Source organism: Streptomyces katrae, from assembly GCF_002028425.1.
In the GTDB taxonomy this organism is placed as follows: Bacteria; Actinomycetota; Actinomycetes; order Streptomycetales; family Streptomycetaceae; genus Streptomyces; species Streptomyces katrae_A.
Window position 1 is genome coordinate 950959 of sequence record NZ_CP020042.1, and the last position, 14181, is coordinate 965139.

Here is a 14181-nt window from a genome sequence, read left to right on the forward strand (position 1 = left end):
GCCGTCCTCCCGTCTCGAGACCTAGAACAGGTTGCAGGAGGGCAGGGTGCAGTACAAGGGTTTTCTGACGACCAGTCAGTTTTCTTGGCACGCGCCCTTCCCAGTTGCGCCGGGCGACGCTCTAATGACCGCCGAGCAGACCGGCCGCCCGGTCCGGGTCAGGAGGAGGAACGGTGGAGTACAACCTTGCCGACCTGTTCGAGTCGGTCGTGGACGTGGTGCCCGACCGCGAGGCGCTGGTGTACGTGGACCACCCCGGGACCGGCGCCGAGCGCCGCCTGACGTACGCGGAGCTGGACGCGGCCGCGAACCGCGTCGCACACCACCTCACGGACAGCGGCCTGACCCCCGGCGAGCACGTGGGGCTGCACCTCTACAACGGCGTCGAGTACCTCCAGACCGTCCTGGCCTGCCTGAAGGCCCGCCTGGTCCCGGTGAACGTCAACTACCGGTACGTGGAGGAGGAGCTGGTCTACCTCTACAACGACGCCGACCTGGCCGCACTCGTCTTCGAGGGCGAGTTCACCGAACGGGTCGCGGCCGCGCTCCCCCAGACGCCGAGGCTGCGCCACCTCGTCCGGGTCGGCGCCACGCCCCCCGGCGCGCCCGAGCCGGCGATCGCGCCGGTGGCGTACCGGGACGCCGAGGCGGCCGGGTCCCCCGAGCGCGCCTTCCCGCCGCGCAGCCCCGACGACCTGTTCATCATCTACACCGGCGGCACGACCGGCATGCCCAAGGGCGTGATGTGGCGGGCCGAAGACCTGTTCTTCGCCGGGCTGTTCGGCGGGGAGCCCTCGGGAGAGCCCGTCAAGCGTCCCGAGGAGCTGGCGGAGCGGGTCGCGGCGCGCGGCGCCGGTCTGACCTTCTTCCCGGCTCCCCCGCTGATGCACGGCACCTCCACCCTCACCTCGTTCATCGCCTTCAACTACGGCCAGCGGGTGGTGATCCACCGCAAGTACGCGCCGGAGGAGGTGCTGCGCACCATCGAGAAGGAGAGGGTGTCGAGCGTGTCGCTGGTGGGCGACGCGATGCTCCGGCCGCTGATCGACGCCCTCAACGGGCCGCTGAAGGGGACCGACCTGTCCTCCCTGTTCAGCGTCTCCTCCTCGGGGGCGATCATGTCGGAGTCGGTGCGCGCCGAGTTCCAGCGGCTGGTGCCGAACGTGGTGCTGCTGAACAACTTCGGTTCGTCGGAGTCGGGTTCCAACGGGCGGGCCACGGAGGACTCCGGCCCGGAGAAGGGCTTCCGCCTCCAGGTCAACGACCGTACGCAGGTGGTCGACCCGGTGACGCACGAGCCGGTGGCGGTGGGCGTGCCGGGACGGCTCGCCCAGCGCGGGCACGTTCCGCTGGGCTACTACAACGACCCGGTGAAGACCGCGGAGACCTTCTTCCGGAAGGGCTCCGAGCGCTGGGTGCTGCTGGGCGACATGGCGACGGTCGACGAGGAGGGCATCGTCACCGTCCTCGGGCGGGGCTCGCAGTGCATCAACACCGGTGGCGAGAAGGTGTATCCGGAGGAGGTCGAGCAGGCGCTGAAGTCCCATCCGGACGTGTACGACGCCCTGGTCGCGGGCGTCCCGGACCCGACCTGGGGCAACCACGTGGCCGCGGTGGTACAGGTACGCGCGGGGGCACCGGAGCCCACGCTGGAGGAGATCCAGCAGCACTGCCGCACCCGCCTGGCGGGGTACAAGATCCCGCGCCAGCTGGTGATCACCCCCGCGATCCAGCGCTCGCCGAGCGGCAAGGCGGACTACCGCTGGGCGAAGACGGTGGCCACGGAAGCAGCCACGGAAGCAGCCACGGAAGCCTGACACCCCGAAGGCCCCGCCCGGCCGGGGTCAGGCCCGAGGGCAGGGCGGGGGGCGGGGGCGGGGCGGTCAGGTGCCTGTGGACAGGAAGTGTTCTACGCGGGCCGCGAAGCGGGGGGCGTCGTCCAGCCACGGGAAGTGCGCGGCGCCGGGCTGGACGTCGAGGACGCCGGCGGGGAAGAGCCCCGCCAGTTCCGCCGCGAGCACCGGCGGCGGGCTGCCGTCCAGCTCGCCGGCCATGACCAGCACCTCCCCCGCGAACCGCCCCAGGGCGGCGCGGGTGGCGGGCGGGTCGAAGGCCCCGTCGGCGGCGAAGGCCGCCGAGGCCTTGTCGTTGCGCTCCGCCGCCCCGGCCGCGTGAAGGGCCCGGGCTGCGTCGTCCCAGCGCCCGTGGAAGAGCGGGGCGGCGAGGTCCCTGTCCTTGTCGGCACCCTCGCCCGCCAGCAGCCTCCGCAGGGCCTCGACCGCCGAGTCGTACGGCTCGCCGGCGGGCCGCAGGCGGGCCGCGTCCAGGTGGTGTCCGGCGGTGATGTGGAGGCCGACCGCCCACGGGGTGGGGGTGACCAGGACGAGGCGTCCCACCCGCTCGGGGTGCGCGGCCGCGTACAGCATGGCGAGGTTGCCGGCCGCCGAGTGGCCGAGGAGGTCCATGCGTTCCAGGCCCAGGTGGACGCGGAGCGCCTCCACGTCCGCCACCTGGTGGTCGACGCGGTACGTGGCCTCGTCCACCGGTATCGCGGAGTCGCCCGTGCCGCGCAGGTCGAGCCGGACGAGCCGGCGCCCGGCGGTCAGTCCGCCGAGGTCGCCGAGGTAGCGGGAGGCCCGCATGGCCCCGCCGGGGAGGCAGATCAGCGGCTCGCCGTCACCCTGGACGTGGTAGGCGAGTTCGGTCCCGTCGTACGTGGTGAATACATGCATGGACCCATCCCAGCAGACGATCACTCGTTCGAGTCATTGATTTGCGGGCCGGGCTCGGGCAATCTACCGAATGAACGTTCGGTTGGGGTGGTTGGTCCTCGGTGAGGTGACGGCAATGGCGGCGCAGGCGGAACTCGGCAACGACGAAGATCAAGGACAGCTCGGGGAGATCGGGGAGATCGGAGACGTCGGAGGGCAGCCGGGGCGGCAGGACTTCGGCGAGCTGGGCGACGCGGCGGAGCGGCTCGGCCCCGACGAACTGGCGGCGCTCCAGCTCAAGCGGCTGCGGGCGACCCTGCACCGCGTCTACGACCGCGTGCCCTTCTACCGCGAGGCCTTCGACAAGGCGGGGGTACATCCCGACGACTGCCGCTCCCTGGCCGACCTGGCGCTCTTCCCGCTGACCACCAAGGCCGACCTGCGCGGGCAGTACCCCTTCGGGATGTTCGCCGTCCCCCGCAGCGACGTCCGCCGGCTGCACGCCTCCAGTGGCACCACCGGCCGGCCCACGGTGGTGGGCTACACCGACGGGGACCTCGCCGCGTGGGCCGATGTCGTCGCGCGGTCGCTGCGCGCCGCGGGCGCAAGGCCCGGCCAGATCGTGCACGTCGCCTACGGGTACGGCCTGTTCACGGGCGGCCTCGGCGCCCACTACGGGGCGGAGCGGCTGGGCTGTACGGTCGTCCCCGCTTCCGGCGGCATGACGGACCGCCAGGTCAGACTGATCCAGGACCTCCGGCCGGAGGTCATCATGGTGACCCCCTCCTACATGCTCACCCTGCTGGACGAGATGGAGCGCCAGGGCATCGACCCGCGCTCGACCTCCCTGCGCACGGGGATCTTCGGCGCGGAGCCCTGGACCGAGGAGATGCGCCGGGAGATCGAGGACCGGCTGCGCATCGACGCCGTCGACATCTACGGCCTGTCGGAGGTGACGGGGCCGGGCGTGGCGCAGGAGTTCGCCTCGCACAAGGACGGGCTGCACATCTGGGAGGACCACTTCTACCCCGAGGTGATCGACCCGCTGACGGGTGCGGTGCTGCCGGACGGCGAGCTCGGCGAGCTGGTGTTCACCTCCCTCACCAAGGAGGCCATGCCCCTGATCCGCTACCGCACCCGGGACCTGACACGGCTGCTGCCGGGGACGGTCCGGCCCGCGTTCCGCCGCATGGAGAAGGTGACGGGCCGCAGCGACGACATGATCATCGTGCGCGGGGTGAACCTCTACCCGACCCAGATCGAGGAGATACTCCTGCGCATCCCCGCCCTGGCCCCGCACTTCCAGCTGCGGCTGACCCGGCAGGGGCGGATGGACGCCCTCACGGTACGGGTGGAGGCGCGCCGGGAGGCAGACGCCGGGCAGCGCAGAGCGGCGGCCACGGAGCTGGGGCGGGCCGTCAAGGAGGGGATCGGGGTGTCCGTCGGGGTGGAGGTGGTGGAGCCGGAGAGTCTGGAGCGCTCGGTCGGCAAGATCAAGCGGATCAAGGACCTGCGCGAGGCCGGGGAGGGCTCCGGGGAACACTGAGACGCCGAAGGCCGGGACACCGAAGCCCCGGACACCACAGGCTCGCGCGGACGCGGGGTCGTGCCCGGACACGCCGGGCGGGCCGGCGGGCCACCCCTTCGGCCCCACTTCGGCGCGGCTTCCGGGACCCTCCGGGCCAGTCCGGGTAGGGGATGGGGTGTGACCTCGATCTTCCGGCAGCTGCACGACCGGTTCCTGGCTTCCCCCGCCGGGCTGGCCTGGAGCCGGGGCCGCGAGATCGAACTGATGCACCGGGCGATGGGCTTCGCCGCCCTCGGGTTCCTCACCCTCGTCCCCCTGCTGGTGGTCGTGGCGGCGGCCGCGCCCGGCAGCGGCTCGGGCTTCGGCCGCTGGCTGGGCCAGGCCCTCGGGGTCACCGCGGCCTCCCGGGCCAAGGTCGAGCTGTTGTTCGGGGCGGCCGACCTGGCGCTGGAGCGGACGACGGCCTTCGGGCTGGCCGCCCTGGCGGTGTTCGGACTGACCTTCGGCTCCGCCGTGCAGACCGGCTACGAGAAGGTGTGGGACCTGCCGACGGCCCGCTGGCACACCATGTGGCGGCATGTGGTGTGGCTGGCCCTGCTGGTCTGCTACCTGGCGCTGCTCGTCGGGATCCCGGCGCCCTCCACCAGCACGGCGGGGGCGGTCGTGGGCACCGTCAGCGACCTGGTCGGCACCTGCCTGTTCTTCTGGAGCTCCGGGCGGCTGCTGCTGGGCGGGCGGGTGCGCTGGGCCGCGCTCTTCCCCGGGGCGGTGGCCACCAGTGTCGGCCTGCTGGGCCTGCGGGTCTTCTCGCAGCTGGTGTTCTCCCCCCTGATCGCCTCGAACGCCGTCACGTACGGCCCGTTCGGCACCCTGCTGGTCGTCCAGTCCTGGCTGGTCGGTGTCGGATTCGTGGTCTACGGAGGCGCCCTGGTGGGCCGTCTGGCGCACGAGCACTTCACCCGGCGGCGACTGCGGGCCAATGGATTCCACGGTTCCGGCGAGGACCCTTCTCGTGATCCGGGACAGGAGTGAGCGCGGCGGGCGCGAGCATGGCAGGATCACGCCGACCACCCACAACACCGTTTGATATCAGGGGGATTGATGTCTGCACAGGATGCCGCCACCGGGCGGGTATGGCTGATCACCGGAGCGTCCTCGGGCTTCGGACGGACCCTCGCGGAAGCCGCGCTCGCCGCCGGGGACACGGTCGTCGCGACGGCCCGCCGGCCCGCCGCCCTCGACGACCTGGCGGCCGCCCATCCGGAGCGGCTCGTCCCCGTCACGGCGGACGTGACCGATACGGCGCGGGCCGCACAGGTCGTCGCCGAGGCCGTGGACCGGTTCGGCCGGATCGACGTCCTCGTCAACAACGCCGGCCGGGGCCTGATCGGAGCGGTCGAGGAGACCTCCGAGGCCGAGCTGCGCGATCTGATGGAGCTGCACTTCTTCGGCCCGGCCGCGCTGATCCGCGCCGTGCTGCCGCACATGCGGGAGCGCAAGTCGGGGGCGATCGTGCAGATGAGCAGCATGGGCGGCCGGCTGTCCTTCCCGGGCGTCGGCGCCTACTCGGCGACGAAGTTCGCCCTGGAGGGCCTGACCGAAGCACTGCGCGGCGAGGTCGCGCCGTTCGGGATCAAGACGCTGATCGTGGAGCCCGGAGCCTTCCGTACGGGCTTCGCGGGCGGCGCCGCGCTCCAGCAGTCGGCCGGCGTCCTGCCCGCCTACGCGGACACCGTCGGCGCCGTGCGCACCGGACTGCCCGACAGCGACGGCAAGCAGCCCGGCGACCCGGTCAAGGCCGCCGCCGCGATCCTGGCCGCCCTGGACGCGGAGGAGACCCCGCTGCGGCTGGCCCTGGGCAACGACGCCCTCGACGCGATCCTCGCCCACGCCGACGCCGCCCGCGAGGAGGCCCGCACCTGGGAACCCGTCAGCCGGGGCACCGACTTCGACGCCTGACCGCCTTCAGCAGGCCGGGCCGGGCCCCGCGCGGGGCCCGGCCCGGCCTCCGGCGGAGCGTCAGGCGGCGCCGAGGCGGTCGCGGAGTTCGCGTTTGAGGATCTTCCCGCTGGCGTTGCGCGGCAGGGCTTCCACGAACAGGACCCGCTTGGGGGCCTTGAAGTGGGCGAGCCGTTCGCGGGCATAGGCCATCAGCTCGGTCTCCGTGACCTCCCCGCGCGGCACGACGACGGCCGTGACCGCCTCGATCCACCGCTCGTCGGGGAGGCCGACGACGGCCGCCTCCGCCACGCCCGGGTGCGTGTAGAGCACGTCCTCCACCTGCCGGGAGGCGACGAGCACCCCGCCCGAGTTGATGACGTCCTTGACCCGGTCGACGACCGTGAAGTAGCCCTCGGCGTCCCGGACGGCGAGGTCACCGGAGCGGAACCAGCCGTCCCGGAAGGCCTTTCGGGTGGCTTCCGCGTCGTTCCAGTAGCCCAGGCACAGCTGCGGCGAGCGGTACACCACCTCTCCCGCCGTGCCGTCGGGGACCTCGGCGCCGTCCTTGTCGACCACCTTCGCCTCCACGTGCAGCACCGGCCGCCCGCAGGACTCCATCCGCCCCTCGTGCTCGTCCGGTCGCAGCACCGTGGCCAGCGGGCCGATCTCGCTCTGCCCGAAGCAGTTGTAGAAACCCAGCCCCGGCAGCCGCTCCCGCAGCCGCTCCAGGACCGGGACGGGCATGACCGAGGCCCCGTAGTACGCCTTGCGGAGCGCGCCGAGCTCCCGCTGCCCGAACTGCGGGTGGTTGGCGAGGGCGATCCACACCGTCGGCGGCGCGAACAGGCTGTCCGCCCGGCCCGCCTCCACCAGGTCGAAGACCTCCTCGGCGGCCGGCCCGTCCAGGACGGTGTTGTCCGCGCCCACCGCGAGGTAGGGCAGCAGGAACACGTGCATCTGCGCCGAGTGGTACAGCGGCAGCGAGTGGAGGGGGCGGTCCCCCTCGGCCAGGTCCAGGGCGGCGATCGCGCTCTCGTACTCGTGCGCCAGTGCCCGGTGCGTCATCATCGCGCCCTTGGGCAGGGCGGTGGTCCCCGACGTGTACAGCAGCTGCACGACGGCCGAGGGGTCCGAGGAGGGTTCGTGGGGCCGGGGTTCGGCCAGCTCGGCGAGGAAGGAACCGGGGGCGTCGCGCAGCGCCCGTACGGTGTGCCCGCCGGGGACCCGGTCCGCGAGGCCGGGGTCGGCGAGGACCAGGGCGCTCGCGCAGTCGCCGAGGATGTGCGCGAGGTCGTCGCCGGTGAGGTTCTGGTTGACCGGGACGTGGGTGAGCCCGGCCCGGGCGCAGGCGAGGAAGGCGATCAGGTAGGCGTCGGAGTTGTGGGCGAAGGCCGCGACGCGCTCCCCCGCGGCCAGCCCGTACCGCTCGCGCAGCACGGCGGCGCCGGTGGAGACCGCCGCGTCGAGTTCCGCGTAGGTCCAGGTCCGCCGGCGGTAGCGCAGGGCCGTCCGGTCGGGGTGCCGCCGCGCGGCGGCCCGCAGGAGTCCGTCGACCGTGTGGTGCCGTACTGGCGTCATGGCGCGATCCTCGCCCCGCCGCGCCGCCAGGTCAAGATCGGCGCGGCGGGCGGACGTCCGGTGCCCACGGCCCTAGGGGCTGACGGCGAGGAAGAGGTAGGCGGCGAGGAGGACGAGGTGTACCCCGCCCTGGAGGAGGGTGGCGCGGCCGGGCACGAGGGTGAGGGCGCCGACCACCACGGTCAGCGTGAGCAGCACCATGTGGGTGGGGCCGAGGCCGAGGAGCAGGGGCCCCTTCAGCCAGACGGAGGCCAGGGCGATGGCCGGGATGGTCAGGCCGATGCTGGCGATGGCGGAGCCGTAGCCCAGGTTGAGGCTGGTCTAGACGCGGTCGCGGCGTGCGGCCCGGACGGCGGCGAGGGTTTCGGGGAGCAGGACGAGCAGGGCGATGATCACACCGACGACGGCGTGGGGCAGTCCGGCGTCCGCGACGCCCTTCTCGATGGTCGGGGAGACGGCCTTGGCGTTGCCGACGACCGCGACGAGGGCGACGAGCAGCAGGCCCAGGCTGGTCAGGGCGGCGCGGGCAGTGGGCGGTTCGGCGTGCTCCTCGTCGCCGCCGGGGGTCTTGGGGGTGGCCACGGGCAGGAAGTAGTCCCGGTGGCGGACCGTCTGGACGGCGATGAACAGCCCGTAGAGGGCCAGGGAGGCGACGGCGGCGAAGGTGAGCTGTGCGCTGGAGAACTCGGGGCCGGGCTTGCTGGTGGTGAAGGTCGGCAGGACCAGGCTGAGCGTGGCGAGGGTCGCGACGGTGGCCAGGGCCGCGCCGGAGCCCTCCGCGTTGAACACGGCGACCCGGTTGCGCAGGGCGCCCACGAGCAGGGACAGGCCGACGATGCCGTTGCAGGTGATCATCACGGCGGCGAAGACGGTGTCACGGGCGAGGGAGGCGGTCTTGTCGCCGCCGTCGGCCATCAGGGTGACGATGAGGGCCACTTCGATGACGGTGACGGCGACGGCGAGGACGAGCGAGCCGAAGGGCTCGCCGACCCGGTGGGCGACGACCTCGGCATGGTGGACGGCGGCGAGGACCGCACCCGCCAGGCACAGCGCGACCAGCCCCACCAGGGCCCCGGGCAGGTCGCGGCCCCAGCTGAGGACGAGCGCGACGAGTGCCGCCACGGGGACCAGGAGCGTCCAGTCGGTCAGGGGGGATCTGCGCGTAGCCGTACTCATGTCTGCCAAGTTGCCAGACCGGCCGCCCGGGTGCGGCACTAGGCGCGCGGCCGCGGCCCTGGAGTGGCACTTCTCGCGATATTCCGGATCTGTCCCACCGCTCGGCTCCCTCTCTCGTGCGCCGGTCCGTCACACCGCGCGTTCGCGGCCCTCCCAGTAGGGGTCGCGCAGGCGGCGCTTGTAGAGCTTGCCGTTGGGGTCGCGGGGCATCGTCTCGATGAAGTCGACCGACTTGGGGCGCTTGTAGCCGGCCAGCCGCCCCTCGCAGTGGCGCAGGATCTCGGCGGCCAGCTCCTCCCCCGCCTCGAAGCCCTCGGCTGGTTCGACGACGGCCTTGACCTCCTCGCCCCAGCCCTCGTGCGGGATGCCGAAGGCGGCGGCGTCCGCGACCGCCGGGTGGGTGAGGAGGGCTGACTCGATCTCGGCCGGGTAGATGTTCACCCCGCCCGAGATGATCATGTCGATCTTGCGGTCGCGGAGGAAGAGGTAGCCCTCCTCGTCGAGCAGCCCGAGGTCGCCGACGGTGAAGAAGTCGCCGATGCGGTTCTTCTTCGTCTTGCCCTCGTCCTTGTGGTAGCTGAAACCGCCGGTGTTCATCTTCAGGTAGACGGTGCCGAGCTCGCCGGCCGGCAGCCGGTTGCCGTCGTCGTCGTAGATGGCGAGCTCGCTGATCGGCCAGGCCTTGCCGACGGTTCCCGGCTTCTTCAGCCAGTCCTCGGCGGTGGCGAAGGCCCCGCCGCCCTCGCTGGCCGCGTAGTACTCCTCCACGCACCGGCCCCACCAGTCGATCATCGCCCGTTTGACGTGGTCGGGGCAGGGGGCGGCGCCGTGGATGGCGTGCCGCATGGAGGAGACGTCGTAGGCGTCCTTCGTCTCCTGCGGCAGGGCGAGCAGGCGGTGGAACTGGGTGGGCACCATGTGGGTGTGCGTGCAGGCGTGCCGGTCTATCAGCCGCAGCATCTCCTCGGGGCCCCACTTGTCCATCAGCACCAGCGGGTGGCCGATGTGCAGGGACGCGCCCGCGAACTGGAGCACGGCCGTGTGGTAGAGCGGCGAGCAGACGAGGTGGACGTTGCCGTCGAACGGACGGATCCCGAAGATGCCCAGGAACCCGCCGAGGTAGGTCTCCTCCGGGAGTTTGCCGGGCAGGGGGCGGCGGATGCCGCGCGGGCGTCCGGTGGTGCCGGAGGTGTAGTTCATGACCCAGCCGAGGGTGCGGCCGGCGGGGGGCTGCGCGCTCTGTCCGTCGAGGAGTTCGGCGAACGGGCGGAAGCCGGGGACGGCTCCGACGGCGTAGCGGTGGCCGCCGGGGAGCCCGGCCTCGTCGGCGGCGGCGGTGGCCGCCTCGGCGAAACGTTCGTGGGCGATGAGGACCTTGGCGCCCGAGTCGGAGACGATCCAGGCGATCTCGGGGCCGACGAGGTGGTGGTTGACCGGGACGAGGTAGAAGCCGGCCTGGGAGGCGGCGAGGTAGGCGGTGAAGAACTCGACGCCGTTGGGCAGGACGACGGCGAAGGCGTCACCCTTCTCCATTCCGGCGGCGCGCAGGCCGTGGACGAGGCGGTTGACGTCCGCGTGCAGCCGTCCGGCGGACCACTCCTCGCCGTCGGGGGTGACGAGGACGGCGCGTGCGGGGTCGGCGGCGGCCTGCGCCCAGAAGCCGTTGGGGGGCTGGGGCTGGTCACTCATGCGGTTCACACCTCTCGGGTCCGGCCGGCGATGCGGTTGATGCGGTCGATGGCGCGCTCGAAACCGGCGGTGAGCTCGTCGAAGACGGCCTGGACGCTGCGTTCGCTGTTCATCCGGCCGACGATCTGGCCGACGGGGGTGCCGAGCAGCGGGCGGACCTCGTACTTCTGGATCCTGGAGACGGCCTCGGCGACCAGCAGGCCCTGGAGCGGCATGGGCAGGGCGCCGGGGCCGGCCGGGTCGTCCCAGGCGTCGGTCCACTCGGTGCGCAGCTGGCGGGCGGGTTTGCCGGTGAGGGCGCGGGAGCGGACGGTGTCGCCGGAACCGGCGGCGAGGAGCTTCTCGGTGAGGGCGCGGGAGTGGAGTTCGGCCTCGGTGGTGGTCAGCCAGAGCGAGCCGAGCCAGACGCCCTGGGCGCCCAGGGCGAGTCCGGCGGCGATCTGCTCGCCGCTGCCGATGCCGCCGGCGGCGAGGACCGGGAGCGGCGCGACGGCCTCGGCGATCTCGGGGACCAGGACCATGGTGGCGATGTCCCCGGTGTGCCCGCCGGCTTCGTAGCCCTGGGCGACGACGATGTCGATGCCGGCCTCGGCGTGGCGGCGGGCGTGCTTGGCGCTGCCGGCGAGGGCGGCGACGAGGACCCCGTGGTCGTGGGCGCGCGCGATGACGTCGGCGGGCGGGGAACCGAGGGCGTTCGCCAGGAGTTTGACGGGGTAGTCGAAGGCGACGTCGAGCTGGTTGCGGGCGACCTGCTCCATCCAGCCGGTGATCCGCCAGCCGGAGGCCTCTCCCTCGGCGAGCTCGGGTACGTGGTGCTTGGCGAGGGTGTCGCGGACGAAGGCGCGGTGCCCGGCCGGGATCATCGCCTCGATGTCGGCTTCGCTGATGCCGTCGACGGCCTTCTTGGCGGGCATGACGACGTCGAGGCCGTAGGGCTTGCCGTCGGTGTGCGCCTGCATCCAGTCGAGGTCGCGCCTGAGGTCGTCGGGTGCGGTGTAGCGGACCGCCCCGAGGACACCGAACCCGCCGGCGCGGGTGATGGCAGCGGCGACCGCCGGGAAGGGCGTGAACCCGAAGATGGCGTGCTCGACTCCCAGTTTCTTGCTGAGCTCCGTCTCCATGGGCGTGAGGATGCCGCAGCGGGGCGGCCGAGGGAAGAGATTTTCTGATGCAGTGTCAGATTCTTGCGGGCCGCCCCGTGCGGAGGGTACGCGGCGGAGGGGCAGATACCCAGTAGCGTGCGGAACGCCTGCGGCGGGCGGCGAGGGACCGGCCCCCGTGGCGGCCCGGGGCCCGACCGCCCGGGCCGTAGGCGGACGACGGGCCCCGCACACGGCACGGGCGATGACACCGGACGGCGCGCGGCGGGCAGTTCGGAGCGGACAGGAGGCCGATCATGGCGGCAGTCACGGGGGCAGGCGCAAAGCCGGACGGACCGGCGACCGACGACACGACAGCACGGCCCGGAACCCGGAGCGGCACCCGGACGGATCCCGCGACCGAGGCCAGGGCCGAAGCCGCGAGCGGGACCGGGAACGAGCCCGGGACCAGGGCCGGGGCCGGAACCGGGGCCGGGACCAGGACCAGGACCGGGGCCGAGGCCGGGACCGGGACCAGGACCGGGGCCGAGGCCGGGACCAGGACCGGAACCGGGACCAGGGCCGGGACCGGAACCGGGACCAGGGCCGGGACCGGGGCGGAGACCACGACCACGACCGCTACCAAGGCCACGGCCAGGTGCGGGGAGGGCCACGGGGACCCCTCCCACCCCGCGCCGGCGCTGAGCCGGCGGCGGCTCGGGGCTCGGTTGCTCGCGCTCGGCGGGGTGCTCGTGCTGCACGCGGCGCTCCCGGGCGGGTCCGCCGGGGCAGCCGGCGGGCCGGCCGAGCGGCGGGCCCTCCAGGGGCTGCGCCTGCGGTACGGGTCCGCGCGGCAGGCCGGGCTGCTGGACCGGCACCTCGAGGGCGTGGCGCAGGAGGCCCGGCGCTTCCTCGGTCCCTCCCCCGAACACCCCTACTACGCCGGGGCGGTGGTCCTCGCGGGGCGCGGCCGCACGGTCGCCCTCCACCGGGCCATGGGGGACGCCGTCCGGTACGCGGACTACGACGGGCGCACCGACCGGCCGAAGGAGTTCCCGGCCGCGGAGCGGATCGCCATGGCCGAGGACACCGTCTTCGACCTGGCCTCCCTCAGCAAGCTGTTCACCTCCATCATCGCCGTCCAGCAGATGGAGCGGGGCCGGCTGGAGCTGGAGGCCTCCGTGGACCGGTACCTGCCGGAGTTCACGGGCGGCGGCAAGGAGGCCGTCACCGTCCGGCAGCTGCTGACGCACACCTCGGGGCTCCGCTCCTGGGCGCCCTTCTACCAGGAGTCCACCCGCGAGGGGCAGTTGAGGCTGCTGTGGTCGGTGCGGCCGCAGGACACCCCCGGGACGGTGTACCGCTACTCGGACCTCAACCTCATCACGCTCCAGCTGCTCCTGGAACGGGTCACCGGCCGCACTTTGGACACCCTGATCCACGACGAGATCACCGCTCCGCTCGGGATGCACCGCACTCGCTACAACCCCCCGCGCGCCTGGCGCCGTGCGATCGCCGCCACCGAGGTGCAGCGCCCGCCGTGGTCCGGCCTGGACCGGGGCCTGGTCTGGGGCGAGGTCCACGACGAGAACGCGTACGCCCTCGGCGGGGTCGCGGGCCACGCCGGGGTCTTCGGCACCGCCTGGGACCTGGCCGTCCTCTCCCGCACCCTCCTCGACGGCGGGGCCTACGCCGGACGCCGCATCCTGCGCCCCGCCTCCGTGGAACTCCTCTTCACCGACTTCAACACCGCCTTCCCCGGCGACGACCACGGCCTCGGCTTCGAGCTCTACCAGCACTGGTACATGGGCGCCATGGCCACGCCCCACTCGGCCGGCCACACCGGATTCACCGGCACCTCCCTGGTCCTCGACCCCTCCACCGACTCCTTCCTGGTCCTCCTCGGCAACTCCGTGCACCCCGTCCGCACCTGGCGGGCCGGCAGCGCGCCCCGCGTGGCCACCGGCAACCGCTTCGCCCGGGCCGTGCCGGTCCGCACGAGGCACGGCGGCCCGGCGTGGTTCTCCGGCATGGAGACCGGCGGCTCGGGCACCCTCACCCTCCCCCCGCTGACCCCCGCCACCGCCGAAGCCCGGCTGCGCTGCGCGGTCTGGTGGGACACCGTCCCCGGGGCCGGAGCCTTCCACCTGGAGGCCTCGGCGGACGGCGCCACCTGGCACCCCGTCCCCTTCTCGACGGTCCGCACCACGGGCGGCGCCCCGGAGCAGTGGCCGGAGGGCTCGGCGGGCGGCTGGTCGGGCCGCATCTGGCACCGCCTGGAGGCCCCCCTCCCCGCCTGGGCCGGCCGCCAGGTCAGACTCCGCTTCCGCCACACGGCAACGGGCCGCTACGTGGGCCGCGGCGTCTACGTGGACGTCATCCGCGTCTCCGAACCCCGAGCCCTCCTCTTCTCCGAAGACCGCCCCACGGACGCCGCCCGCCTCGAACCCACGGGCTGGACCCGCTCGTCGGACTAAGA

9 protein-coding genes and 1 pseudogene are annotated in these 14181 nt (G+C 73.2%); 5 read left to right on the top strand and 5 right to left on the bottom strand.

Annotated elements, in window-relative coordinates; genetic code table 11:
* The first annotated feature begins 173 nt into the window (after positions 1 to 173).
* The gene (locus tag B4U46_RS04385; RefSeq protein WP_079424230.1) at positions 174 to 1817 is read left to right on the top strand and encodes an acyl-CoA synthetase; all 1644 of its coding nucleotides are present in this window, start codon (positions 174 to 176) and stop codon (positions 1815 to 1817) included.
* Between the two features lie 66 nt (positions 1818 to 1883).
* Here the strand turns inward: B4U46_RS04385 and B4U46_RS04390 are convergent, their stop codons facing one another.
* Complete coding sequence (locus B4U46_RS04390) at positions 1884 to 2732, bottom strand: alpha/beta fold hydrolase (RefSeq protein ID WP_079424232.1); 849 nt, start codon at positions 2730 to 2732, stop codon at positions 1884 to 1886.
* A gap of 115 nt (positions 2733 to 2847) precedes the next feature.
* On the opposite strand from B4U46_RS04390, the gene paaK reads away from it, so the two are divergent.
* The 3 genes from paaK to B4U46_RS04405 all read left to right on the top strand — a co-directional run bounded on the left by paaK (position 2848) and on the right by B4U46_RS04405 (position 6198).
* Complete coding sequence (gene paaK, locus B4U46_RS04395; protein ID WP_079424234.1) at positions 2848 to 4257, top strand: phenylacetate--CoA ligase PaaK; 1410 nt, start codon at positions 2848 to 2850, stop codon at positions 4255 to 4257.
* A 159-nt stretch (positions 4258 to 4416) separates the two neighbouring features.
* Entirely contained in the window at positions 4417 to 5271 is an 855-nt protein-coding gene (locus B4U46_RS04400; protein WP_079424236.1) for a YhjD/YihY/BrkB family envelope integrity protein, read from the top strand.
* A 69-nt stretch (positions 5272 to 5340) separates the two neighbouring features.
* A complete protein-coding gene (locus tag B4U46_RS04405; protein WP_079424238.1) occupies positions 5341 to 6198 on the top strand; it encodes an oxidoreductase in 858 nt (285 codons plus the stop codon).
* A gap of 60 nt (positions 6199 to 6258) precedes the next feature.
* On the opposite strand, the gene B4U46_RS04410 is transcribed toward B4U46_RS04405, so the two are convergent.
* The 4 genes and pseudogenes from B4U46_RS04410 to B4U46_RS04425 form a co-directional block, all read right to left on the bottom strand.
* Positions 6259 to 7758, bottom strand: coding sequence for a fatty acyl-CoA synthetase (locus B4U46_RS04410; RefSeq protein ID WP_079424240.1), 1500 nt, complete (start codon positions 7756 to 7758; stop codon positions 6259 to 6261).
* 72 nt (positions 7759 to 7830) lie between these two features.
* Positions 7831 to 8934: pseudogene (locus B4U46_RS04415) on the bottom strand (calcium:proton antiporter).
* Positions 8935 to 9063: 129 nt separating this feature from the next.
* Complete coding sequence (locus B4U46_RS04420) at positions 9064 to 10623, bottom strand: acyl-CoA synthetase (RefSeq protein ID WP_079431561.1); 1560 nt, start codon at positions 10621 to 10623, stop codon at positions 9064 to 9066.
* 5 nt (positions 10624 to 10628) lie between these two features.
* Positions 10629 to 11744: a nitronate monooxygenase gene (locus tag B4U46_RS04425; protein ID WP_079424241.1), complete on the bottom strand. Its 1116-nt coding sequence runs from the start codon at positions 11742 to 11744 to the stop codon at positions 10629 to 10631.
* Positions 11745 to 12430: 686 nt separating this feature from the next.
* Here B4U46_RS04425 and B4U46_RS04430 point away from each other — a divergent pair.
* Positions 12431 to 14179: a serine hydrolase domain-containing protein gene (locus B4U46_RS04430; protein WP_237292618.1), complete on the top strand. Its 1749-nt coding sequence runs from the start codon at positions 12431 to 12433 to the stop codon at positions 14177 to 14179.
* Positions 14180 to 14181 lie beyond the last annotated feature (2 nt).

What these genes read in the sequence shown, in the direction of transcription:
- B4U46_RS04420 (WP_079431561.1), bottom strand. Translation starts at nt 10,623, where the DNA reads ATGAGTGACCAGCCCCAGCCCCCCAACGGCTTCTGGGCGCAGGCCGCC.
- paaK (WP_079424234.1), top strand. Translation starts at nt 2,848, where the DNA reads ATGGCGGCGCAGGCGGAACTCGGCAACGACGAAGATCAAGGACAGCTC.
- B4U46_RS04425 (WP_079424241.1), bottom strand. Translation starts at nt 11,744, where the DNA reads ATGGAGACGGAGCTCAGCAAGAAACTGGGAGTCGAGCACGCCATCTTC.
- B4U46_RS04390 (WP_079424232.1), bottom strand. Translation starts at nt 2,732, where the DNA reads ATGCATGTATTCACCACGTACGACGGGACCGAACTCGCCTACCACGTC.
- B4U46_RS04405 (WP_079424238.1), top strand. Translation starts at nt 5,341, where the DNA reads ATGTCTGCACAGGATGCCGCCACCGGGCGGGTATGGCTGATCACCGGA.
- B4U46_RS04410 (WP_079424240.1), bottom strand. Translation starts at nt 7,758, where the DNA reads ATGACGCCAGTACGGCACCACACGGTCGACGGACTCCTGCGGGCCGCC.